Origin of the sequence: Paractinoplanes maris, from assembly GCF_023544465.1 — a bacterium.
GTDB lineage: Bacteria > Actinomycetota > Actinomycetes > Mycobacteriales > Micromonosporaceae > Actinoplanes > Actinoplanes maris.
This window is the reverse complement of sequence record NZ_JALPVL010000020.1, coordinates 24,016-47,226: the sequence shown is the minus strand read 5'-3', so window position 1 is coordinate 47,226 and position 23,211 is coordinate 24,016. Positions and strand designations below refer to the sequence as shown.

The following is a 23,211-nucleotide window of genomic DNA, read 5'->3' as shown; positions in this document are numbered from 1 at the left end:
TGCCATGACCGGGGGGTGGCGCGATGTTCGTCGGAGTGCTGGGTCCGGTGCAGGTCTACGACGACGGCGAGCCGGTGCCGATCGGCTCGCGCAAACACCGCCTGCTGCTGGCCGTGCTGGCCGGCCGGGCCGGGCGCACGGTCGCCACGGCGGAACTGATCGACGTCCTGTGGCAGGGGCGCCCGCCCGCGTCGGCCGGCGCGAACCTCCGGTCGTACATCCATGCTCTGCGCATTCTGCTCGGCGCCGAGGCGATCGCGGGGCACGGCCGGCCCGGTTATGCGCTGACCGTGCCGGTCGACGCCGAGCGGTTCGTGCGGCTGGCCCGCGAGGGCGCCCGGGAGATCGCCGACGCCGGAGCGGACACCGCCCGCCGCTCGCTGCACGAGGCGCTCGGACTGTGGCGCGGCGCGGCCTTCGAAGACCTCGCCGACCTACCCGCCCTGCAGGCGTACGCGGCCGAACTGGAGGAGCTCCGGCTGGCCACGCTCGAACGGCGGATCGAGGCCGACCTGGCCGCCGGAGCGACGACGGGCCTGGTGGCTGAGGTGCGGAGTCTGATCGCCCGGCATCCGTACCGGGAGTCACTCCACGCCCATCTCATGGTGGCGCTGCAGGCCGGTGGCCGTCAGGCCGACGCGCTCGCCGCCTACCGCGCGGCCCGCAACACGTTGAGCCGCGATCTCGGTATCGAGCCCGGCGATCGGCTGCGACAGCTCGAGCAGGCGATCCTGCGCGGCGAGCGGATCAGCCCGGGCACTGCCGCCGTCGTCCCGGACGAGCTGCCGCTGCAGGGCAGATTCGCCGGCCGCGTGGAGGCGCTGGCCCAGCTCGACGAGGCGGCCGGCGCGGCTCCGGTCGTCGCGGTCGTCGGCCCGGGCGGCATCGGCAAGACCGCCCTGGCCGTGCATTGGGCGCACCGGGCGGCGGCCACGTTCCCGGGCGGGCGGCTTTTCGTCGATCTGCGCGGGTTCCACTCGGCCGGGCCGCTGGCACCGGGCGAGGCGCTGGCTCGCATCCTTCGTACGCTGGGAGTGGCGCCGGACCGGGTGCCGTCCGATCTGGATGAGGCAGCGGCTCTGTATCGCTCGGTGTTGTCCGGCCGGCGGGTGCTCCTGGTGCTCGACAACGCATCCTCGGCCGATCACGTCCGCCCACTTCTTCCGGCCGGGCGCGGCTGCCTGGCGCTGGTCACGAGCCGGCATAGCCTGAGCGGACTGGTCGCGCGCGAGGGAGCCGAGCTCCTCGAGCTGCACGCCCTGCCATCGGCGGACGGGGTGGCGCTGATCGCCGCCGTTTGCACGCCCGCACGGGTGGACGCCGAGCCGGAGGCCGCCGAGGACCTGGTCCGGGCGTGTGGCGGCCTGCCCCTGGCCCTGCGCATCGCCGCGGCCAACCTGGCTGGGCAGCCGTCGCGCTCGATCGCCTCCTTCGTGGCCGAGCTGGGCGACGGCCGGCGGTTGGACCGACTGGCCAATGCGGGCGACGAGGACCGCTCGGTCCGGGCCACGTTCGACCTCTCCTACCGGGCACTGCAACCGGGGCCGCAACGTCTCTTCGCGCTGATCGGCCTGCTGCCCGGGACTGATCTCGACGTCGGCACCGCGGCCGCGTTGGCCGGCCGGCCCGTCGCCGAGGTCGCCCGGCATCTGGACCGATTGACCGGAGCGCATCTGCTGGAACGTCCGGCGCCCGGCCGCTGGGCGCCGCACGACCTGGTCCGCGAATACGCCCGGGAGCGGTCCGTCGCCTTCGACGGCCGGGCCGCCCTACGACGGTTGTTGCAGCACTACCGGCAGCGAGCCGGCTCGGCGGCTCAGGTGCTCCACCCGCAGCTGCTGCGGCTCGAGCCCGCCGAGCCGGCCGAGCCCCGGCCCGACCGGGCGGAGGCGCTGGCCTGGCTCGGTCGTGAGTTCGACAACTTGCTCGCCGCCGCTACCGGACCCGACGATCAAGCCTGGCGGCTGGCCGACATCCTCCGCGGATACTGCTTCTATCAACTCAAGACCACGCAGTGGTGGGCCCTCGTGGAGGCGGGCTCGGCCGCCGCCACCCGGGCCGGCGACGAGCGCGCGCAGGCTGCCATGGCCACCAGCCGTGGCCACTGCCGCTTCGTCGCGGGTGACTACCGGGCGGCGCTGACACACTTCAGCGACGCGCTCACGCTGAGCCACCGCTGCGGATGGGCCGAGTCGCAGGCGGCGGTCCTGGGCAATCTCGCCGCCGCCCACGGCATGCTCGGCGACCTGGACCGCGCGGCCGGCCACCAACGGCAGGCGCTCGCCATCAACCGGCGGATCGGCTGGCGGCCGGGCGAGATCGTGACGCTGGGCAACCTGGGGATCACCTCCTCCTGGCGCGGCGACCTGGCCGGTGCCGAGGACTATTACCTGGCGGCGATCCGGATGTGCGAGCAGGACGGCGCCGCGGCGGCCCAGGCGGCGCTGCTGGCCCAGTTCGTCGAGGTACTCACCCTGACCGGCCGTCACGCCGAAGCCCTCCGCCGCGCGCGGGAAGGTCTCGAGCTCGTCCGGGAATCAGGCCGGATGAACGCCGAGGTGCACCTTCTGCTGCGCCGGGCGATCCTGCACGCCCGCACCGGCCGGCCGGCGGAGGCGCTGGACGACGCCTCGCGGGCGCTGGACCTGGTCGAGCCGACGGGAGACCGGCTGCTGGCCGGGGCGGTGCACACCGCGTACGGGTCGGCGTGCGCCCGCCTGGGCCGCCCGGCCGAGGCCGTGACCCACCATCTCGCGGCGATCCGCCTGGTCACCGAGGTCGGCGGCCGCGGCTTCGCGGCCGAAGCGCTCGTGACGTACGCCGAGGACACCGCCCGTGGACAACCGGCGGTCGCCCGCAAGGCGGCCCGGCAGGCGCTGGTGCTGGCCCGCCGGGGCGGCTACCGGGTGGTGGAGGGCCGCGCCCACGCCGTCCTGGCCGCGTTCGGCCGGACAGCCCATACGCGCGCCGCGCGGGATCTGGCCGCCACGACCGGCTGGCGTCAGCAGTCAGCCAGGATCTCGAGCAGAGCAGCCGTGGCGGGTGGATCCGACGGCTCGCCCTACGTCCATGAAACCGCCGATCAGTCGGGGCGGAAGACTGTGACCAGCACTCGCAGGATGAGGACGGCCGAGACGACCAGTAGGCCATAGCCCAGGAGTGGGAACAGGGCGACACCGTTGCTGACCTGCGGGCCGCCGTCGGTGCCCAATAGGAAGGTGGCCATCAGGCCCGCGGTGGCGCCGATCACGGTGAGCAACGCCTGGTGGAGCAGGCCGGTCACCAACCGGCGGTCCTGGTCGTCGGCGAAGAGGCGGACATTGAAGCGCAGGCGGCCGTGTTCGACGGCGTCGCCGATGCGGTCTATGCGGCGTGGGAGGCCGCGCAGCATCGGCAGGATGGTGCTCAGCTCCTGTTCCAGGGCGTCTCGCAGGTTGCCGGGGGTGAGGGTGTCGGCTATCCGGCGGCCCGCCGAGGCCCGGGCCTGGCCGACCAGATCGAACGAGGGGTGGACCAGCGCGAGCGTGCCCTCGAGCGTGGTGACGGCCCGGAACACCGCCGCGACCGACGCCGGCACGCCGAGGCCGTGGGCGGTGAAGGTGTTCAGCAGGGCGGTGACCGCGGTGACGCCGACGGTGCTGCCGGGGGCCGCGTACCGCACGATCAGTGCGCCGACCACCCTCTGGAGTTCTCGTTCGTCCACGTCGTCGGGGCGGTCGAGCAGTTGCAGCAGCGAGTCGGTGACCGCCACCGAGTCGCCTCGGCCGATCGCCAGCAGCAGCCGGCCGATCGCGGTGCGGGTCACCGCGTCGATGCGGCCCACCGAGCCCAGGTCGAGCATGCCCAGCGAACCGTCGTCGTTCAGCAGCAGGTTGCCGGGGTGCAGGTCGACGTGGAAGAGGCCGTGCACCAGGATCTGGTCGAGCATGCTGTCGAGCAGGCCGGAGGCGACCTCGGCCCGCCGTTCGCCGGCCAGGCGGGCGAGGACGGGGGCGGCCGCGCCGAGCGGGGTGCCGGGCAGGCGGTCCATCACCAGGACACGTTCGGAGCTCATTCCCGGGTACGCGACGGGCACCCGCACCCCCCGCTCGGGTGAACCGGCCAGCGCCGCGGCCATGGCCTGCAGGTTGTCGCGCTCGACGGTGAAGTCGAGTTCCTCGCGCAGGGCCTCGGCGAATCCGGTCGCGAGACCCCGTACGCCGAAGGCCCGTCCCCAGGCCGTCCGGCCCTCGAGCGTGTCGCCCAGCCGGAGCAGGATGTCCAGGTCGCGCTCCACGATCCGGGTGATGCCCGGGCGCTGCACTTTCACGACGACCTCGGTGCCGTCGAGCAGCCGGGCCGGGTGCACCTGGGCCACCGACGCGGCGGCCAGCGGCTCCCGGTCGATCTCGCGGAAGACCTCGTCGACCGGGCGGCCGAGTTCGGCGGTCAGGACCGCCTCGATCTCGGGCCACGGTACGGGGGTGGCTTTGTCCTGCAGCGCGGTCAGCTCGTCGGCGAACTCCGCGGGCAGCAGGTCGCGCCGGGTGGACAGCAGCTGACCGATCTTGACGAAGGTCACGCCGCCCTCGTCCAGGGCGGCCCGCAACGAGCGGGCCAGCCGCCGCCGGGCTGCGGCCGAGGTCGGGCCCGGCTGCGACCGGCCGCGCAGGAACCGGCCGAGGCCGTGCCGCAACGCGATCCGGACGATCGTCGAGTAGCGCCGGGTGCGCTCCACCCGGCGGCGGACGCCCTTCCAGGCCTCCATCGGGCCGGGCAGCGAACCGGTCGGCAGGAGCACCTCGAGGACGACCAGCGCGGCCATGGCGAGCAGCGCGGCCACGACCAGCGACGCCGCGCCCAGCAGGAAGGCCTCGCCGCCGCCGACCGCGGCCGGGTCGGCCGGTGCGAACGCCGACAGGATCGGCGCCGTCGCGAGCATGGCCAGCACGGCGGCCAGCAGGGCGCGGACCAGCCCGACCCGGACGCCGAGCAGTCGCCGGATGATCGCGGCGAACGTCAGCACCGTCAGGACGACGATGGGGACGAACAGCAATATCGAGAGGGCTCGCTCCACGAGGAGCGACGATATCGTCACTGTCGTGGACGGCGTGGTCCCGTTCGCCCCGGGGCGGCGGCAACCCGACCACACTGACCGGGCCGCGGGACGGCCCGTAAGCCACGGTTCGAGGGTGGAGGAAACGATGGAGCTGTCGCTCGACCAGGTCCGATCGTGGCGTGTGCGGCGGCAGCTTCTCGATCGCCCGGAGGGGGCGTCGGCCGCGCGGATCGTCGGGCGGCTGTGTGGCGTTCAGGCTCAGGTGGCCTCGGCCGCCGAGCAGGCCATCGCCGTGCGCCGGCCGTCGCCGGTGACCGGTGAGGCCGCGAAAGCCCTGGAAAGCCGCGAGCTGGTCAAGGTGTGGGCGATGCGCGGCACGTTGCACCTGCTTCCGGCGGGCGACGCGGCCGATTACCTGAGCCTGATGGCCGCCGCCCGGACGTGGGAGAAGGGCTCCTGGCAGAAGACGTTCGCCACGGCCGGCCAACTGGCGGCGATCACCGAAGCCGCCCGCGAGGCCCTGCACGGCACCGTCCTCACCCGGGAGGAGCTCGCCGCCCGGATCGTGCGGCACACCGGCGACGACTCGCCGGCCGAGCTGCTCGGTTCGGGCTGGGGCGCCGTGCTCAAGCCGCTGGCCTGGCAGGGCTACCTGTGCCACGGCCCGGGTGACGGCACCCGGGTCACCTTCACCAGCCCGGAGACGTGGCTCGACGGCTGGACCGGCCTGCCCGACCCCGACGAGGCGGCCGAGCGCGTCATCCCGGCCTACCTCGGCACCTACGGCCCGGCCACGATGGACACCTTCGACCAGTGGCTGATCCGCGGCGCGTCCAGGAAGGCATCACTGCGGAGGTGGTTCGGCTCGGGCACGCTGACCGAGGTGACCGTCGACGGCAGGGCGGCGTACGCCCGTACGGCCGATCTGGACGACCTCGCCGCCGCCGAACCGCTGCCCGGGGTCCGGCTGTTGCCGGCTTTCGACCAGTTCGTGCTCGGGCCCGGCACCAGGAACGAGGAGATCATCGCCCCGCACCGCCGGGCTCTGATCAGCCGGGCCGCCGGCTGGATCGCGCCCGTGGTCGTGAGCAACGGCCAGGTCGCCGGCACGTGGGAGTCCGGCGACGACGGCTTCACCGTCACCCTGTTCCCCGAGGCGGGCGCCGTCTCCCGCCACGATCTGGCCACCGAGACCGACCGGATGGCGGCGATCGTCGGCGTCCGGTCCGATCTGACGATCAGAACCACCCTGTGACGTAAGCGACTGTTTACTTATCGGCTCGGCGGCCGATAATAAGTCAGCAGGCGTTTACTTCTATCGGTTGGAACCACCATGACGCAAACCATCGAAAAGGCCGAGAGCAAGGGCACGGGTGGCTCGCTGCTCGTGCTCTATCTGGCACTGGGCGGCCTGGCCTTCGCGGTGCTCCAGTCGCTGGTCTCGCCGGCCCTGTCGACCATCGGGCACGAGCTCGAGGTGTCGACCAGCGACGTCAGCTGGGTCGTCACGGCGTACCTGTTGTCGGCCTCGGTCCTGACCCCGATCCTCGGGCGCCTGGGTGACATGCGGGGCAAGCGCAAGGTCCTGATCGGTGTGCTGGCCATCCTCGCGGTGGGCACCGTCGTCGCCGCGCTGGCGCCCAACCTGGCCGTGCTGATCGTCGGGCGCGTGCTGCAGGGTGCGGCCGGTGCGATCCTGCCGCTGTCGATCGGCATGGTCCGCGACGAGCTGCCGCGCGAGCGGGTCGCCACCACCGTCGGCCTGATCTCGGCGATCTTCGGGGTCGGCGCCGGCATCGGCATCGTGGCCGCCGGTCCGATCGTCGAGCACCTCTCCTGGCACTGGCTGTTCTGGCTGCCGCTGGTCCTCGTGGTCATCGCCCTGCTGGGCGCGATCTTCGGCATGAAGGAGTCGGCCGTCCGCACGCCGGGCAAGCTCGACGTGCTCGGCGCGACCATCCTGTCGGTGTCACTGGTGGCGCTGCTGCTGTCGATCAGCAAGGGCCAGGCCTGGGGCTGGGGTGACGGCAAGACCATCGGGCTGCTCGCCCTGGGCGTCGTCGGCCTCGTCGGGTTCGTCCTCACCGAGCTGCGGGTCAAGGAGCCGCTGATCGACATGCGGCTGATGAAGATCCGCGGTGTGTGGGCCACCGACCTGGTCGCGCTGATCCTCGGCTTCGCCATGTTCGGCACCTTCCTGCTGGTGCCGACGCTGCTCCAGCTGCCCGCGGTCACCGGCTACGGCTTCGGCAAGTCGGTCTCGCAGGCCGGGCTCTTCCTGCTGCCGACCGTCGTCATGATGGTCGTGTTCGGCCCGCTGGCCGGCATCCTCAACCGCAAGTACGGCCCGAAGCTGCCGATGTTCCTCGGCGCGGTCTTCGTCGTCGCCGCGTTCGCGCTGCCCGCCCTGGCCCACGGCCAGATCTGGCAGGTCCTCGCGTCCGGCGTCCTGACCGGTGCCGGCATCGGCTTCGCCTTCGCGGCCATGTCCAACGCCATCATCGAGGCCGTCCCGGCCGCGCAGACCGGCGAGGCCACCAGCGTCAACACCATCGCCCGGACGATCGGCAGCAGCATCGGCACCGCGGTCGTGGCCGCCGTCATCACCTCCAACACCACCCCGCAGGGGCTGCCCACCGACGCCGCCTTCACCAACGGCTTCTGGGTCTGCGCCGGCGTGGCCGTGCTGGCCGTCGTGGCCGCGCTCGCCCTGCCCCGGGCCCACCGGCGCCACGAGGAGGCCGTCGCCGAGGGTGTGGACGACCTCCCGCCCGAGCCCGACGAGATCCACCTGCTGCACCGCTCGAACGCCTGACATGGTGAGCGTCCCGGATCGTCCGGGGCCGCGCCGGCCCCGCGACGCCGCCCAGACCCGGCAGGATCTGCTCGACGTCGCGCGCAACCGGTTCGCCCGCAACGGCTACGCGGCCACCACGGTCCGGGACCTCGCCGACGAGGCCGGCGTCAACGTCGCCCTCATCAACCGGTATTTCACGTCGAAGGAAGGCCTGTTCAAAGCCTGCCTGAGCAGTGTCGCCTCGGACGTGCGCCAAGAGGCGAGCCCGGCCGGGCCGGACGAGATCGCGGCCCGGCTCGCCCGCCGGCTCGCGGGCTCGGATCACGACAGCCGGCAACGGGACGCCCTCCTGCTGCTGATCCGGACGTCCGGTGACGAGCGGATCGACGAGCTGCGGCGGTCCGTCCTGCGGTCCCTGAGCGAGAAGCTGGCCCGTACGGCCTCGGACGACGCTCTGCTGCGCGCCCAGATCGTGCTGGCGGCCGCGGTGGGCATCAGCCTGCTGCGGTCGCCGCTCGAGCTCCAGCCGATCGCGTCGGCCGGTGAGGACGCCCTCGCGGAGCCGCTGGCCGACCTGATCGCCGCGCTCATGGGCTGACAGCCCGGTGCGGTCGGCGTAGACCACCGTCTGCACCCGGTCGCGCAGGGCCAGCTCGGTCAGGATCCTCGACACGTACGTCTTGACGGTCTCGGGCCCGATGACCAGCTCTCACGGGGAACCCAGGAAGGCGACGGTGTGCCGCAGCAGCTCGGCCGAGTCGGTGAACCAGAGCGCGTCGGTGCCCGGCATGGTTTGCAGCCGGGCGTCGGGCAGGTGCGCGGCCAGGTAGGACGCGTGGCCGGCGTCGACGTTGAGACAGTTGCGGCGGTGCAGCACGAGCGTCGGCGCGGTGACCTGGCGCAGGCGGTGACGCAGGTCGGTGCCGGTGGCCACCGTCCGGACGGCCAGGGCGACCGCCGGGCTCGCGGCGCGCCGGCCGAGGCGGTTCCACCAGCGGCGGAAATCCTCGTCGGCGGCGACACTGGGCGCGGCCTGGGCGACGGAGTCGACGCCGTGGGCCGGGTCCCGGGGCGAGACGGTGTCCCGGATCAGCGTCTCGGTCGTCTCGCGGCCCAGACCGTACGGATAGCCGGGGCCCCGCGTGTAGCGGGCGTAACACTGCGCCAGCACCAGCGAGCGCACCCGCCCGGGGTGGCGCGCGGCGAACTCCAGCGCGACCAGCCCGGTGTCGAAGTTGGCGAACAGGTCGGCCCGCTCCAGGCCGAGCGTGTCGAGGACCCGGCCCACATCAGCGACCCACTGATCAAGCGGCTCCCGCTCCGGTTGGAGCGGGTCGGAGAGGCCGATCCCGCGCCGGTCGAGGCACACCACGGCCGCGTGCTCAGCGAGCGTCCGCAGCGCGGCGCGGGCGTACGGGCCGTCGAGCAGGCCGTCGATGGTGATCATCGCGGGGTTGAGCACGACCAGGGTGCGGCCGTGATCGGACAGCCGGGCGTAGGCAGTCGAGCCGTCGTGGCCGGTCGCGTAGCGGATCGTCATCGCCTCCGGGGCGGCCGGGAGCGGCCGCAGCGCCTCGGCCTGGGCCTCGCGCAACGCGGACGACGGGTCGAGACCGACCTCGACGAGCGCGGCCCGGGCGGTGGCCGCGGCCCGCAGCGCCTCGGCCGGGCGGCCGGCCCGGTGCAACGCGCGCACGTAGAGCACCCACAGCGGCTCGTCCAGCGGGTCGGCGGCGGTCAGCTGGGCCAGCTCGGCCAGGGCCGAGGACGGGTCGTGGCCGGCCGCGACGCACCCGAGGTGCTCCTGCACGAGTTGGCGCCGCTCCCGGCGCCAGCCCTCGCGCAGGGCCTCGGCGCCGATCGACTCGGGCAGCTCGGGGTCGCCGCGCCACAGCTCGCGGGCCTCGGCCAGGACGGCGGCGGCGCGGTCGGGCCGGCCGTCGGCCAGCAGGCGGCGGGCGCGGGTGCGGGCGGCGGCGACCAGGCCGACGTCGGTGTGCTCGGCGGCCAGCGCGAGGCGGTAGCCGGCCCGGCCGACCCGCTCGATGCCGGCGCCGGGCTGGGCTGCGCGCAGGGCCGCCCGTACGCGGGAAAGGTGGGACCGCACTGTCTTCACCGACGACGGCGGTGGATCGTCCCAGAGCAGCCCGGCCAGCTCCTCGAGCGTGACCGCGGCCGGCGCGCGGACGGTCAGGATGCTCAGCAGCTCGCGAGCCTTGCGCTCGAGCCGTGGCGCGTCACCGCCCGGAGGATGGACCCCGGCCGTCCCCAGCACCCGCACGACCATGGGCTCAATCTAGGACCACATCGGAACCACATCCACAGTGCAGCGGACCGGTCCTAGCTTCGCCGCATGACAATGTTCAAGCCCGGTGATCCGGGCTACGACGAGCACCGGCTCGGCTGGAACCGGAGCTTCGCGTCGCACCCGGCGCTGATCGCCGTGGCCGCGACCACCGACGACATACCGATCGCGGTCCGCACCGCCCGGGAGCACGACCTGCCGCTCGCGGTGCAGGCGACCGGCCACGGCCTGGTCTCCCCCACCGACGGCGCCCTGCTGCTCAAGACGACCGCGCTGACCAGCGTCGAGATCGACCCCCGGCGGCGGGTGGCCCGGGTCGGACCGGGGGCGGTGTGGGCCGACGTCAACCGCGCGGCCGCCCGATACGGCCTGGCCGGGCTCGCGGGTCGCTGCCGGTCGGTCGGGGTGACCGGCTACACGCTCGGTGGCGGCCAGTCGTGGCTGTCACGGACGTACGGGTTCGCGGCCGACAGCGTGGTCAGCGCCGACGTGGTCACGGCGGAGGGGGTCGCGCTGACCGCGAGCGCGGAACAGCATCCCGATCTGTTCTGGGCGCTGCGGGGCGGGGGCGGCAACTTCGGCGTGGTCACGTCGCTGGAATTCCGCCTCCACCCGGTGGCCCGGGTGTTCAGCGGCATGTCGTTCTATCCGATCGAGCGCGCGTTCGACGTGCTCGCCGTGTACCGGGAATGGGCCCTCGACGAGCCCGAGGCGATGAACACGGCGATCCTGCTGATCCGCCCGCCCGGCGGCCGGCGCGTCCTGGCCATCCGGGCGTTCCACCACGGCGACGAGGGCCGGCGGGTTCTCGGGCCGCTGCTGGAGGCGGCCGGGCCGCCGCTGGCCGACGCGTTCGCCATGCGCTCGTTCCCGGACGCGAGTGACGCCACCAACGGCCCCGACGCGCCGCCGATGCCGAACCGTCAGGAGGTCGAGCTGTTCCACGAACTGCCCGACGACGTGCTGTCCGCGGTCGTCGAGGCGGGCGCGCCCGACTCGCCGCTCGCGTTCGTCGAGGTGCGGCACTGGGGTGGCGCGATGGCCCGTCCCGCGCCCGGCGCCGGCCCGGCCGGGCACCGCGACGTGTCCTTCTCGGTCATGGCGGTCGCTCCCGGCCCGGCCGACTCGACGCTCGACCGTCTCGTGGGGCGGCTGCGTCCGCACGCGACCGGCGGTTCCTTCCTCACCCTGCTGACCGATCCGGCCCGGACCCGTACGGCGTTCACGGCGCCCAACCACGCCCGGCTGACCACCGTCAAACGCACCTGGGACCCGACCAACTTCTTCCGCACCGGCCACAACATCTCCCCGGAGGCATCATCATGACCCGCATCCTGGTCACCGGCGCCCGCGGTGCCGTCGGCACCCACGTGGTCCGCGAACTGACCCACGCCGCCACCGTCCGCACCTGGTCTCACGACGCCGGACCGCTGCGGCAGGCGATGGACGGCATCGATCGCGTCTACCTGTGCGCGGCCGACGGCCCCGGCAAGGTCCACGCCGAGACCGCCATCATCGACGCGGCGGCCGAGCAAGGCGTCGAGCGGATCGTGAAGCTCTCCGCACTGCACGCCGACCCGGCCTCGCCGCTGCCCGCCCACCGCTGGCACGGCGAGATCGAAGCCCACCTGCGCCGCTCCGGCGTACCGGCCGTGATCCTGCGGCCCGCGTTCTTCATGACCAACCTGCTGATGGTCGCCGAAAGCGTGGCCCGGACCGGCACCTTGCACGCCCCCACCGACGGGCGCCGGACCGCGATGATCGACATCCGCGACGTGGCCGCCGTCGCCGCCGTCACCCTGCTCGACGAGGGCCACGCGGGCCGGTCCTACGACCTCACCGGCCCCGCCGCCGTGACGTTCACCGAGGTGGCGGCGGCACTCACCGAGGCGACCGGCTTTCCCGTACGCTTCGCCGACCTCACCGAGGAGCAGGCCCGCCCCCGCTTCGAGAACGCCGGCCTCCCCGACTGGCTGGCCACCCAGCTGTCCGGCGTCTTCGCGCTGATCCGAGCCGGTGGCTTCGAGCACACGACCGGTCACGTCGAGGCCCTCACCGGCCGCCCGGCCCGCGACATCACCGGTTTCGCCCAGGACTTCGTCTCCGCCTTCACTCCGGCCCGCGTGGCTCTGTGAGATCAGCGTTTCCGGCGCTCTACATATGATCGGTGGGGCCGGTGCCCCTCTTCATGATCCGTCCGGCTCGCTCTTCGACTTCTCCGTAGCGGGCCGGGCATGGTGCTGGTGCCTCAACCCACGTCTCGGTCGCGTCGGCCGGCGACCATTGTGCCGCCCTGCGCCGCGCGTGCCTGGTGCTGAGCATCCGCGACGGCATGAGTGTCAACCACTCGCTCACTGCGGGATGTTGTGAGAAGCCGGGTGTGAGCCAGGTCGCCGGCGGCGGCGTGGTTCGATACACGGCACCATGCGCGTCTCTGTCGTTGCCGCCGTCGCGGTCCTTGCCCTGGCCGGTGCGGCGCTCCCGCTGCGCGAGACCGCGGCTCAGCCGCTGCCGCCGGCCGAGAAACCGGGCGAGCAGTTCCTGCGGCACGGGCCCGGCGCGCCCGTCATGGTGGTCGCCCACCGCGGCTACTGGCGCGGAGCCCCGGAGAACTCGCTCGACGCGGTCACCCAGGCCGTCGCCCACGGGGCTCAGGTCGTCGAGATCGACATCCGGCGGACCCGGGACGGCGAGCTGGTGCTCATGCACGACGACAGCGTCGACCGCACCACCGACGGCCGGGGACGGATCGCCGACCTCACGCTGGCCGAGGTCAAGGCGCTGCGGCTGCGGGCCGGGCTCGGCGGCAAGTACGCGCCGCTCACCGGGGCGACCGTGCCCACGCTGCGCGAGGCCCTGCAGGCCGTCCGGGACAGCGGTGCCCTGGTCAACCTGGATCGCGGGTGGCCCTACCGCGACCAGATCTACGACCTGCTGATCGAGCTCGGCCAGCTGCACCAGGGCATCTTCAAGAGCGGCGCGCCGATCCCCGAGGTCACCGCGTTCCTCGACCGTGACCCCGGCATCCGCTACAACCACGTGGTCGGCGACGCCAACGCGGGCGACATCGGCGCCTTCCCGGGCCGGCCACCGCAGGCGTACGAGTTGGTCTTCGATCGTCTGACCGACGCGCAGATCCAGCCGGCCGCGGTGGCCCGGGCGCAGGCGACGAGCCGGGTCTGGGTGAGCACCATGTGGTACGGGATGGCCGCCGGCTACACCGACGAGGCGTCGCTGCGGGACCCGGCTCTGGGCTGGGGACCGCTGGTCGAACGGCACGGCGCCGACATGATCCAGACCGACGACCAGGACGAACTGATCGGCTGGCTGCGCGCGCGGTCGCACGGGCGGCCGTGGCCGCAGCTTCCCGACGGGACCGTACGGGTTCAGGCCGAGGACTACTCCCCCGCGGGCAAGGGTTTCGGCTACCACGACCTCGACGACGTCAACCGTGGTGGTGCCGCCCGCCCGTTCGAGGGGGTCGATGTCGGGGACACCGCCGGGGCGATCGTGGTCGGCTGGATCCGCCGCGGCGAGTGGATCCGCTACGACGTCACCGTGCCGCGCACCGGCGACTACCGCATCACGGCCCGGGTCGCGTCGCCGTACCGCCCGGCCGGCCGCTTCACCCTCGACTTCGACGGCACCGCGAGCACCCCGCCGGTGGATGTCGTGACCACCACCTCGCACTACGCCTTCACCTCGCAGGTGGTCGCCGAATCCTGGCGCCTGACCGAGGGCGCGCACACCGTCACCTTCCGGGTCGACACCAAGGCGTACCAGAACTTCAACCTCGATTATCTGGAGCTCACCCACCTCGATTGACCGACGCGGCCCGGGCGGGTCACGTCAGGGGCTGACCGAGCAGCTTGCGCCGGGCGAGGCCCAGGCCGCGCTCGCAGCCGGCGGCGATCCGGCCGGGGTCGACGGCCAATTCCAGGAGGAGGCCGGCCGCGAAGACGTCACCGGCCCCCGTCGCGTCGACGATGTCGGCCTCGGCCAGCGGCACGTGCGGGACGAACCCGCCGTCGCCGCCCCGGAACCACTGCGCGCCGGTGGGCTGCTTGACCACCAGGACGGCGGCGTCGGCCGGGGCCAGTTCCCGCAGCTCCCGCCGGTTGACGATCAGGTAGTCGCTGAGCGCGAGGATGCCGTCGACCTGCGCGCTGCGGTTGGCACACCACACGTGGCCCGGATCGAACGAGATGCGGGTCCGCGGGTTGAGACGCTTCGCCGCGGTCAGCACGGCGAGCAGGCGGCCGGCGCTGCGATCGTCGAGGAACGAGGTGACATGGATCAGCCGGGCCCGGGAAAGATAGGCGGCAACCTGCTCGGACTCCCGGTCCAGATAGTCGGGGAAGCCCTCGTTGGCGCCGGCGTGAGTCACCAGCGTGCGGTCGCCGCCACGCATGACCGAGACGCAGATCCCGCACAGCCGTTCGTCGTCCCGCAGGACGAACCGCCGATCGATCCCGGACGAGTCGAGCTCCCGCAGCGCCGACAACCGATCACCAGGGACCCGCCCGGCAACACCGACAAACCCGAGACGCAGCCCATGCCCGGCCCGAGCCATGGCCGAGATCGTGGTGAACGCCGACCCGCCCAGCGCGATCCGGCTCGCCGCCGGATCAAGACCGGCAACCACCGCCGTGATCGTCGCCGCGTCGACGCCGAGCTCGGTCCCCCACTCCAGGCCCGGCACGAGGTGCTCGATCCCCGCCCCGGAGGCACCAGCCAGGTAGTCCACGTTGATCGCCCCAACCCCGACAACATCAAGGCGCTCCGCACATCCCGGCATCTCAGGCACCGCCTCCATTTCAGGCACCGCCTCCTCCATCCCAGGCACCGCCTCCTCCATCCCAGGCACCGCCTCCTCCATCTCGGGCACCGCCTCTGCATCTCGGGCACCACCCTCTCCGGAGATCGGCTTCCCCCGCATAATCGCCGCATGGCCAAACTGCGTGTTGCGCTCGTCGTGCTCGCGTTGATTGTGGTCGCGCTCTGGCTGCTGCAGCGGCGGTTGATCTACTTCCCGGACCGGTCGGCACCCCCGCCCGCCGCCGGGGCCGAGCAGGTCACGCTGCACACCAGCGACGGCCTGGACCTGGGCGCATGGTTGTTCAGACCCCCATCCCGTACGCCGGACCTGCGCACCGCCGTGCTGGTGACCCCGGGCAACGCCGGCAACCGGCAGGGCCGCACGGCGCTGGCCAGGGCCCTCACTGAGCAGGGTTTCACCGTCCTGCTGGTCGACTACCGCGGCTACGGTGGCAACCCCGGCCGGCCGAGCGAGCAAGGACTGGCCCGTGACGCCGACGCCGCACAGGCGTACCTGGCCGACGAGTTCACCCGGTTGATCTACTACGGCGAAAGCCTGGGCGCGGCCGTGGCCACCGGGCTCGCGACCAGACACCCACCGGCCGCCCTGATCCTGCGTTCCCCATTCAGCTCACTGGCCGACGCGGGCCGCGCACATTACCCGTTCCTGCCGGTCCGGCTGCTCCTGCGCGACCGCTTCCCCGTCCGCGACCAGATCAAGACGATCACCGCCCCCACGCTGGTGGTCTACGGCACCGCCGACACAGTGGTCCCACCCGGCCAGAGCAAAGCCGTAGCCGACAATGCTCCCGGACTCATCCAGTCATTAGCCATCGAAGGCGCCGGCCACAACGACGACTACAGCACCGCGATCGCCGCCCTGATCACCCAAGTCCTGCCCTGACCAGCATGGCGGCCCCCCGCCGTATCTCGGCCGCCGCAGAGCGCAACGCGCGGCCGTCAGTTGCCCAGCTCTGATCAGGCGAAGCTTGTTGTGGCGAGGGCAGCGGCCACGAGCAGGCCCAGGCCGTTGGTGGCCCAGTGCAGGGCGGCGGCCGCCAGCAGGCTTCCGCTGCGCCGGCGTAGCTCACACAGCAGGACGCCGGCCAGCGCGGTGAAAGCGACAGCGCCCACCACGGCGAGGATCCGACCGGCCGACCCGGAGCCGAAGACCGAGCCGACAGCCGCATTGGCCTGGTTGAGGCGCAGCGACGGCAAAATGTGCCACAGCCCGAACAGGACCGAGGAGGTGACGCTGGCCCAGACGGCGCCACGATGGCGATTGATCAACCCCAGCAGCACGCCGCGGAAGGCGATCTCCTCGAGCAGCACGGTACCCAGCGGCACAACGATGAACGCGGTCATCAAGGCGGCGCTGGGGTGCAGGTGGTAGCGGACGTCGTGGAACGCGGGCCTGGTCAGCGGAAGCGCCACGCCGATCGCGTAGACGACCGCGACCGCCAGGATGGCGCCGATCGCATATTTGAGGCCGGGCACGAACGTACGCCGGGAAAGACCCAGATCGTGCCAGCTCAAGCCGGACCGGCGAGCCAGGAGCACGAGCAGCCCTGCGACAAGAGGGCCGGCCACCAGCCCGGTGTGGTCAGGGCCGAACTTGTCCGCCACATTCACCGCGGCGAGGATCATTACGACGGCCCCGAGAAGAAGAAACAGCCGACGACGGGACTGGGGCTTCCCCACAGCTGACCCGCGCTCAACCACAGAGGGCTGGCGCACGACCGCAGCCGGTTGGCGCTCGACCGCACGGGGCAGGGACTCGGCCGCGCGGGGCTGGGGCTGAGCCGGAGAGGGCTGGGGCTGAGCGGCGGGAGACTGGCGCTTGGCGAAAATCGAAGGCATGACCCGGCGAAGCGTACCCGCGCCGAGCCGCTTCATACGCCGGCGGGAAACTCTTGGAGACCGAGCACACGTAGCAGGTCGAACCGCTCCCGGGTCGCGTCGTCGGCCGGCGTCAGGACCAGCAACAACTGGCCCAGATCGGGTGTGACCAGGGTTTCGCAGTCCATCAAAAGCGGCCCGACCCGCGAATTCACGAAGGTCTTGCGGTCGAACCGGCGGACCGCCACCTCGTGCTCGGCCCAGAGCCGGCGGAAGTCGGCGCTCTCGGCGGACAGCTTTGCGACCAGGCGGGTGATCGTCGGGTCGTTGTGGCGGCGCCCGGCCACCGCGCGCAGGTCGGCCACGATCACCCGGGAGTGGCGCTCCTCGTCCTCCGACGGGTGGACGGCCCGGGCGACGGGGTCGGTGAACCACCGATATGCGTGGTAACGCCGATCACCCTCGAGACCGGTCTGATCACCGGAGAGCAGCACGGCACCCCGGCTCTGGGCCAGCGTCTCCCCCAGATCCGAAAGCACGAGGGCCGGAGTGTCACCGAGCAGGTCGAGCATGCGCAGCAGGCCGGCCCGGGCCAGCCGGGCCGTGCCGTCGGCCGGTGGCGGCTGGTGACCGGCCAGGTGGAACAGGTGATCGCGCTCGTCGTCCGACAACCGCAAAGCCCGCGAGAGGGCCCCCAGCAGCTGGATGGACGGCTGAGTGCTGCGGCCCTGCTCAAGACGGACGACGTAGTCGACGGACATGCCGGCGAGCATCGCCACCTCTTCGCGGCGCAACCCGGCCGTCCGGCGGCGGGGCCCGTCGGAGAGACCCACGTCGGCCGGGTGAACCGCCTGGCGGCGGCGGCGCAGGAAGTCGGCGAGCTGGTCTCGTTGCATGCGTTCATGCTGCCCCGGCGCGAACGGCGCTGCCAGGGACTCCCGATCCCACGATGCACGGTCCGCTCCCACCCGGCCCGCCGAGGGAGCAGAGTCGATGCAGAAGATGAACGAAGGAGCACACGATGCAGACAATCACCCTGGGCCGGACCGGCCCGACCGTGAGCAAGCTGGGCCTGGGCGCGATGGGCATGTCGAACGGCACCTACGGTTCCACCGACCGGGCCGAGGCCATCGCCACCGTGCACGCCGCCCTGGACGCGGGCGTCACGCTGATCGACACGGGCGACTTCTACGGCATGGGCGACAACGAGCTGCTGCTGGCCGAGGCTCTGCGCGGCCGTCCTCGCGAGAGCTATGTGCTGAGCGTCAAGTTCGGCGGCATGCGGGGTCCCGACCTGTCCTGGGGCGGGGCGGACACCCGCCCCGAGGCGGTGCGCAACTTCCTGGCCTATTCGCTGACCCGGCTCGGCACCGACTACATCGACATCTACCGTCCCGCGCGGCTCGACCCAGCCGTGCCGATCGAGGACACGGTCGGTGCCATCAAAGAGATGATCGACGCCGGCTTCGTCCGTCACGTCGGCCTCTCCGAGGTCGGCCCCGAGACGATCCGGCGGGCGCACGCCGTGCACCCGATCGCCGATCTTCAGATCGAATACTCTTTGATCTCCCGCGCCATCGAGGCCGAGGTGCTGCCCACGCTGCGCGAGCTGGGCATCGGCCTGACCGCCTACGGCGTTCTGAGCCGCGGCCTGATCTCGGGCCACTGGGGCACCGACCGCGGCACCTCTCCCGGTGACTTCCGTGGCTTCAGCCCCCGCTTCTCCGGCGACAACCTCGACCACAACCTGTCCCTGGTCGAGGCACTCCGCCGTGTGGCCGACGCGAAGGGCCACACGGTCGCCCAGATCGCGATCGCCTGGGTGGCAGTTCAGGGCAACGACATCGTTCCCCTGGTCGGTGCCCGCACCCGCACCCGTCTGGCCGAGGCCCTGCCCGCCCTCGACGTCACCCTGACCGCCGACGACCTGGCCGAGATCGAAAAAGCCATCCCCGCCGGCGCCGCCAAGGGCGACCGCTACCCCACCGCCATGATGTCCCACCTCGGCGCCGGCAACTGACGCCCGCATCCCGGCGCAGCCGCCCAAGCGCTGCGCCGGGGCGCGGTCAACCGGGCGGGCGCGGTCAGCCGGGCGGGCGCGGTCAACCGGGCGGGCGCGGTCAGCCGAGCGGGCGCGGTCAGCCGGGCGGGCGCGGTCAGCCGGGCGGGCGCGGTCAGCCGGGCGGGCACAGTCAGCCGGGCGGCGGTGTGCAGGCCGGGCAGGCGGCGGGGCTAGCGCGCCGGGTGGCGGTCGGCGGCGGCGTAGGAGGCGGCGGCGGTCAGTGCTGAGACGGTCAGGACTGCGGGCCAAGGGCCGATGCGTTTGGCCAAGGGGTGGGAGAGGCCGAAGGCTCCTACATAAGTGGCTGCCAGCGCGGTGGTTACGGCCGGGGTTGTGCGGCGGGACCACTCGCGAGTGGCCAGGGCGCCGCCTGCCGCCAGGACTGCGCCGCCGAGGGGGCGGATTCCTGTGCGACGGGCCAGCTGCCAGCCTGCGATCAAGGAGCCTGCGGTGATCGCCGCGGTCGGGATGCGCATGGGCCGGAGCCTACTCGGCTACGGCCACGGGGCTGCCCTCATCGGGCTTCAGCCGCACGCGGGCGTGCCCGTCGCGGCTGACCGAGCCGACCGAGCCGACCGAGCCGATCGAGCCGGCCAAGCTGACCGAGCCGACCAAGCTGAACGAGCCGCTCGCCATGGTGGCGCGTTCCGGCTTTCGGCACGATTGTCGGGCGGCTTCGTCGGTGTCGCAACCGGTATGCAACCGGCCGAGTGGTCAACCGGGACCCGGCGCGCCCGATTCTCGCTGGAGCGGGAGGTTCCCGCTTCGACGAGGAGGCCGATGTGACGTCGCGTGCGCCCCGCCTCCTGACCGTGCTCCTGGCGGTCATGCTGGCTGCCCTGTCCGGGTACGCCGTCGTGGCGAACTGGCAGCAGGCGGAGCTCGTCCGTGATGTCGCGGCGGCGGGCACCGACACTGACGCGTACCAGAAGGCGGCCTTCGAGCTCACCACCGAGATGTCGATGCTTCAGGGCGCCATGCTCGAGCGAGACGGTGAGGAGCGCAATCAACTGCTGGGAGCCAACCAGCGGGCCGGGGACGCGATGACCCGGATGGCCGCCATCGATCAGGACCACCACGAGGCGGCCGCCGACCTGGCCCAGCGTCACCGCGCTCTGCACATGGTGGTCGTCGGCTTCCTGGGCCAGATCGACCACGGTGACGACAGCGCGGCGATGGTGACGCTGGAGGAGGTCATCGAACCCGAATACACGGCGATGATGAGCGACCTGCTCAACGAGCAGAACCACCACCTCGCCGACTACGAGCAGCAGCAGGCCGACTCGCTGCGGGACTCCCGCGGCTCGGTCGTCACCGTCCTCGTCGTCTTCGTCCTCGGCTTGATCGTGCTGGCCGGGTTCGGGTTCTCCCGCCGGGCCCACCGGCGCCAAGTGGAGGCGATGGCCGCCACCGACCGGCTGACCGGCCTGCACAACCGCGCCGCGTTCGTCGAGCACGCCGCCCGGGCGTTGCCGGACAACCCGACCGTGCTGGTGATCAACGTTGACGGCTTCCGGGACGTCAACGAGCAGCTCGGGCACCGCATCGGCGACCTGCTGCTGGTCGAGGCCGGCCGGCGCCTGGCCTCGCTGGTGCGCGGCGACGACGTGGTGGCCCGGCTCGGCGGTGACGAGTTCGCCGTCCTGCTGACCGACCGCGACCCGCGGATCGGCGAGACGATCGCGGTCCGGCTGACCGAGGCGTTCGAGACCTCGTTCGTGCTCGACGAGGTCACCGTCGACCTCGAAGTCAGCGTGGGCGCGGCCACCGCCGCCGCGGGCGAGGACGTGATCACCGTGCTGCGGCACGCCGACGCGGCCATGCACGAGGCCAAGCAGCAGCGGGCCGGCTTCCACCGCTTCCAGGGCGAGGACCGCCAGGACGCGGCCGCCCGGCTGTCGCTGCTGGGCGAGCTGCGCCGGGCCCTGGACGACCCCGATCAGCTGACCCTGCACTACCAGCCCAAGATCGCGGTCGGCTCCGGTGAGCTGGTCGGCGTCGAGGCGCTGGCCCGCTGGCACCACCCGGCCCGGGGCCCGATCTCGCCGGCCGAGTTCATCCCGGTCCTCGAGGTCACCAACCTCATGCACCGCTTCACCGAGCAGGTGCTGACCATGGCACTGCGGCAGGCCCGGGCCTGGCTCGACGCCGGCCACCGGGTGCCGATCGCGGTGAACGTGTCGGCCCGAAGCCTGCTCGACCCGCAGTTCCCCGGCCGGGTGGCCGCGCTGCTGGCCGAGAGCGGCGTCCCCGGCGACCTGCTGTCTGTCGAGGTGACCGAGTACGCCCTGATGAGCGACCCGGACACCGCGATCGCGGCGCTGCACCACCTGGCCGAGGCCGGCGTCAAGGCGTCGATCGACGACTACGGCACCGGCTACTCGTCCATGACCTACCTCAAGGTTCTGCCGATCGCCGAGCTGAAGATCGACCGCTCCTTCGTCCTGGACCTGGCCGACAGCGCCAGCAGCCGGGCCCTGGTCGCCTCGACCGTCGAGCTGGGACACCGCCTGGGCCTGACCGTCGTCGCGGAGGGCGTCGAGGACGAGGCCGCCGTGCAAGCCCTGCGCGAGATCGGCTGCGACACCGCCCAGGGCTACCACTTCGCCAAGCCCCTGCCGGCCGACGCCCTGACCGCCCGCCTCGAGCAGGCCCTGCAGACGACCTGACCGTCTGTACCCGGCCGCCGTAAGCAAGCGGACGCGCCAAGCCGGACGCGCGCCAAGCCCGGCGGGGGGAGCAAGCCGGGCGGAAGCAAGCCCCGCGGGAGCAAGCCGGGCGGGAGCAAGCCGGGCGGGAGCAAGCCGGGCGGGAGCGAGAACGCGCCGGCCGGCGCTACCTGAGCAGCGAGCACCGTCGCTGGTCAGGGCTTCGGCCAGCGCTCCGCGAACTCGTCGGCGACCTGGGGCCAGATCAGCCGGAGGCCGTCCTCGACCGAGTCGATGTCGCCGGCCAACGAGCCGGTGACGACGAAGTCATGGGGGATCACCCGCCCGGCCCGATCTTCGCGCCCCGCGGGATCCGGGAAGCGCAGGGCCACCTTGTCGCCGACGTGGCGGCACACTTCGAGGTCGTCCTCGACCTGGGAGAAGACGGCCTCGTATTCCGGGAGCGGATCCGTGAATCCCCCGTCGCGCAGGAATCGGAAACCCCAGCTGTGCCCGCGGGTGGCCCAGATCAGGCTCATCGACGGCTCCGCAGGAAGATCTCATCCTCTTCGCCTTTGACCAGGTCGAGCCGGAAGCCGGTCAGCGTGGCGGCCAGGTTTTCGCCCTTGGCCAGCGCCTCGGCGTTCATCTTCCGGAGTTTGTCGCCCGCCAGCCGGGCTGCCTCCAGCACAGCGTCGGAGCTGAACAGGTTGGCCAGCTGACCCAGGCGGCCGGGCAACCGGTTCTTCGTGCGCGCGAGCAGCGCGGCGGCCACCACTCCGGCACTGCCCACCAGGGTCTCGGCGACCTTCCCCGGGATCTGCATCGTCTGGTTCCATCGGACGTGCCGCTCGAAGGGCAGGATCGCGGCCAGCGGCAGGATCAGCTCCAGACCGACGCGCTCGGACACCTCGATCTTTCCCGGTTCGAATTTCGCCGACGAGAACAGGACAAAATCCTCGCCCACCGACAACGCGTCGCCGGCCTCGACCAGACGGGCCAGCGCCTCGCGCAATTCGTCCATTTCCTCGCCGACCTTGCCGACCAGCAGGTCCCGGAATTTGTAGACGTCCATGTCCGGCATCAAGTCGGCCTTGGACAGCGCCATTATCCAGATGCGCGGGAAGGTGACGAGCGGCTTGCCGTCCTCGAGCAGATCGTCCTTGAGCAACAGCATCGTGGTGCGGAAACTCGTCAGCAGCGACTTGAGATATCTCTCCTCCTCGCCGGCATTGTCGAGCAACCGTTGGGCGTCGACCAGCAGGAAGGCGACGTCGGAACCCAGCAGGGATTTGAACGTGTCGATTCGGCGCTGAGCCTCCTCGGGCCCGCTGACCTCGTTGCCGAACCATTCCCCCGGGTAGTCGTGCCAGACCAGGCGCAGCGCGTCGAAAGGCCGGGCCTTGGCCGCGTCGTCGGAGGAGTCCTTCAGCTTCACCGAGAAGGAATAGGCCGTGGCGGCGAACTTGGTCCCCGCGGGCGGTCGCGCCGAATCCCTCATACCGAGGTAGTTCTGATGCAATCGGCGACCCTGGCCGATGTCGTCGGGCAGAACATCGAACAACTGCTTCCGCAGATATTGCGGCTCCTGCGTTGCTCCGTAGAACGAGGAGAGCAGCACGGTCTTGCCACTGCCCGACTCGCCGAACATGGCAATGTGCTGCTCGTGCACCCTGTCCGATGGCATGGCGAGATCGTACGTGA

Annotated in this window: 18 protein-coding genes and 1 pseudogene; 10 read left to right on the top strand and 9 right to left on the bottom strand. The window is 72.2% G+C overall.

The annotated features are described in order from the left end of the window. Window positions 1–23 precede the first annotated feature (23 nt). On the top strand, window positions 24–3,152 hold the full coding sequence (locus NAG42_RS42600) for an AfsR/SARP family transcriptional regulator (RefSeq protein WP_250038239.1): 3,129 nt from the start codon (window positions 24–26) through the stop codon (window positions 3,150–3,152). On the opposite strand, the gene NAG42_RS42595 is transcribed toward NAG42_RS42600, so the two are convergent. Further along, window positions 3,083–5,056, bottom strand: coding sequence for an ABC1 kinase family protein (locus NAG42_RS42595; RefSeq protein ID WP_250038238.1), 1,974 nt, complete (start codon window positions 5,054–5,056; stop codon window positions 3,083–3,085). The genes NAG42_RS42600 and NAG42_RS42595 overlap by 70 nt on opposite strands. Window positions 5,057–5,171: 115 nt before the next feature. Here NAG42_RS42595 and NAG42_RS42590 point away from each other — a divergent pair, with 115 nt between their 5' ends. The 3 genes from NAG42_RS42590 to NAG42_RS42580 all read left to right on the top strand — a co-directional run bounded on the left by NAG42_RS42590 (window position 5,172) and on the right by NAG42_RS42580 (window position 8,433). Further along, window positions 5,172–6,293 carry a winged helix DNA-binding domain-containing protein gene (locus NAG42_RS42590; protein ID WP_250038237.1) on the top strand — a complete coding sequence of 374 codons (1,122 nt, stop codon included), beginning with the start codon at window positions 5,172–5,174 and terminating at the stop codon, window positions 6,291–6,293. Window positions 6,294–6,371: 78 nt separating this feature from the next. Then, window positions 6,372–7,853, top strand: a complete 1,482-nt coding sequence (locus tag NAG42_RS42585; RefSeq protein WP_250038236.1) for an MFS transporter — start codon at window positions 6,372–6,374, stop codon at window positions 7,851–7,853. Window position 7,854: 1 nt separating this feature from the next. Further along, window positions 7,855–8,433, top strand: coding sequence for a TetR/AcrR family transcriptional regulator (locus NAG42_RS42580; RefSeq protein ID WP_250038235.1), 579 nt, complete (start codon window positions 7,855–7,857; stop codon window positions 8,431–8,433). Here NAG42_RS42580 and NAG42_RS42575 read toward each other — a convergent pair. Beyond that, a pseudogene (locus tag NAG42_RS42575) lies at window positions 8,434–8,541 on the bottom strand (DNA-binding response regulator); the annotation flags it as partial. A 3-nt stretch (window positions 8,542–8,544) separates the two neighbouring features. Further along, on the bottom strand, window positions 8,545–10,122 hold the full coding sequence (locus NAG42_RS42570; protein ID WP_284046703.1) for a bifunctional AfsR/SARP family transcriptional regulator/alpha/beta hydrolase: 1,578 nt from the start codon (window positions 10,120–10,122) through the stop codon (window positions 8,545–8,547). Window positions 10,123–10,188: 66 nt separating this feature from the next. Here NAG42_RS42570 and NAG42_RS42560 point away from each other — a divergent pair, with 66 nt between their 5' ends. The 3 genes from NAG42_RS42560 (at window position 10,189) to NAG42_RS42550 (ending at window position 13,965) form a co-directional block, all read left to right on the top strand. Then, on the top strand, window positions 10,189–11,466 hold the full coding sequence (locus NAG42_RS42560; RefSeq protein WP_250038234.1) for an FAD-binding oxidoreductase: 1,278 nt from the start codon (window positions 10,189–10,191) through the stop codon (window positions 11,464–11,466). Further along, window positions 11,463–12,275: an NmrA family NAD(P)-binding protein gene (locus NAG42_RS42555; RefSeq protein ID WP_250038233.1), complete on the top strand. Its 813-nt coding sequence runs from the start codon at window positions 11,463–11,465 to the stop codon at window positions 12,273–12,275. Before NAG42_RS42560 ends, NAG42_RS42555 begins: the two co-directional genes overlap by 4 nt. Before the next feature lie 289 nt (window positions 12,276–12,564). Next, window positions 12,565–13,965 (top strand): glycerophosphodiester phosphodiesterase family protein, encoded by a 1,401-nt coding sequence (locus NAG42_RS42550; protein ID WP_250038232.1) that lies wholly within the window; start codon window positions 12,565–12,567, stop codon window positions 13,963–13,965. 19 nt (window positions 13,966–13,984) lie between these two features. On the opposite strand, the gene NAG42_RS42545 is transcribed toward NAG42_RS42550, so the two are convergent. Then, the gene (locus NAG42_RS42545) at window positions 13,985–14,887 is read right to left on the bottom strand and encodes a carbohydrate kinase family protein (RefSeq protein WP_250038231.1); all 903 of its coding nucleotides are present in this window, start codon (window positions 14,885–14,887) and stop codon (window positions 13,985–13,987) included. Window positions 14,888–15,088: 201 nt separating this feature from the next. On the opposite strand from NAG42_RS42545, the gene NAG42_RS42540 reads away from it, so the two are divergent. Beyond that, the gene (locus tag NAG42_RS42540; RefSeq protein ID WP_250038230.1) at window positions 15,089–15,862 is read left to right on the top strand and encodes an alpha/beta hydrolase; all 774 of its coding nucleotides are present in this window, start codon (window positions 15,089–15,091) and stop codon (window positions 15,860–15,862) included. 74 nt (window positions 15,863–15,936) lie between these two features. Here the strand turns inward: NAG42_RS42540 and NAG42_RS42535 are convergent, their stop codons facing one another. Together NAG42_RS42535 and NAG42_RS42530 are read right to left on the bottom strand one after the other, a co-directional pair. Further along, window positions 15,937–16,590: a CPBP family intramembrane glutamic endopeptidase gene (locus NAG42_RS42535; protein WP_250038229.1), complete on the bottom strand. Its 654-nt coding sequence runs from the start codon at window positions 16,588–16,590 to the stop codon at window positions 15,937–15,939. Between the two features lie 260 nt (window positions 16,591–16,850). After that, the gene (locus NAG42_RS42530; RefSeq protein ID WP_250038228.1) at window positions 16,851–17,693 is read right to left on the bottom strand and encodes a helix-turn-helix transcriptional regulator; all 843 of its coding nucleotides are present in this window, start codon (window positions 17,691–17,693) and stop codon (window positions 16,851–16,853) included. Window positions 17,694–17,818: 125 nt separating this feature from the next. Between NAG42_RS42530 and NAG42_RS42525 the strand changes: the two genes are divergently transcribed. After that, window positions 17,819–18,817 carry an aldo/keto reductase gene (locus NAG42_RS42525; RefSeq protein ID WP_250038227.1) on the top strand — a complete coding sequence of 333 codons (999 nt, stop codon included), beginning with the start codon at window positions 17,819–17,821 and terminating at the stop codon, window positions 18,815–18,817. Between the two features lie 528 nt (window positions 18,818–19,345). Here NAG42_RS42525 and NAG42_RS42520 read toward each other — a convergent pair. Then, the gene (locus NAG42_RS42520) at window positions 19,346–19,495 is read right to left on the bottom strand and encodes a hypothetical protein (protein WP_250038226.1); all 150 of its coding nucleotides are present in this window, start codon (window positions 19,493–19,495) and stop codon (window positions 19,346–19,348) included. Window positions 19,496–19,641: 146 nt separating this feature from the next. On the opposite strand from NAG42_RS42520, the gene NAG42_RS42515 reads away from it, so the two are divergent. Next, window positions 19,642–21,528, top strand: coding sequence for a putative bifunctional diguanylate cyclase/phosphodiesterase (locus NAG42_RS42515; protein WP_250038225.1), 1,887 nt, complete (start codon window positions 19,642–19,644; stop codon window positions 21,526–21,528). A 194-nt stretch (window positions 21,529–21,722) separates the two neighbouring features. Here the strand turns inward: NAG42_RS42515 and NAG42_RS42510 are convergent, their stop codons facing one another. Then, on the bottom strand, window positions 21,723–22,046 hold the full coding sequence (locus tag NAG42_RS42510; RefSeq protein WP_250038224.1) for a hypothetical protein: 324 nt from the start codon (window positions 22,044–22,046) through the stop codon (window positions 21,723–21,725). After that, window positions 22,043–23,194, bottom strand: coding sequence for a hypothetical protein (locus NAG42_RS42505; protein WP_250038223.1), 1,152 nt, complete (start codon window positions 23,192–23,194; stop codon window positions 22,043–22,045). Before NAG42_RS42505 ends, NAG42_RS42510 begins: the two co-directional genes overlap by 4 nt. Between the last annotated feature and the right edge of the window lie 17 nt (window positions 23,195–23,211).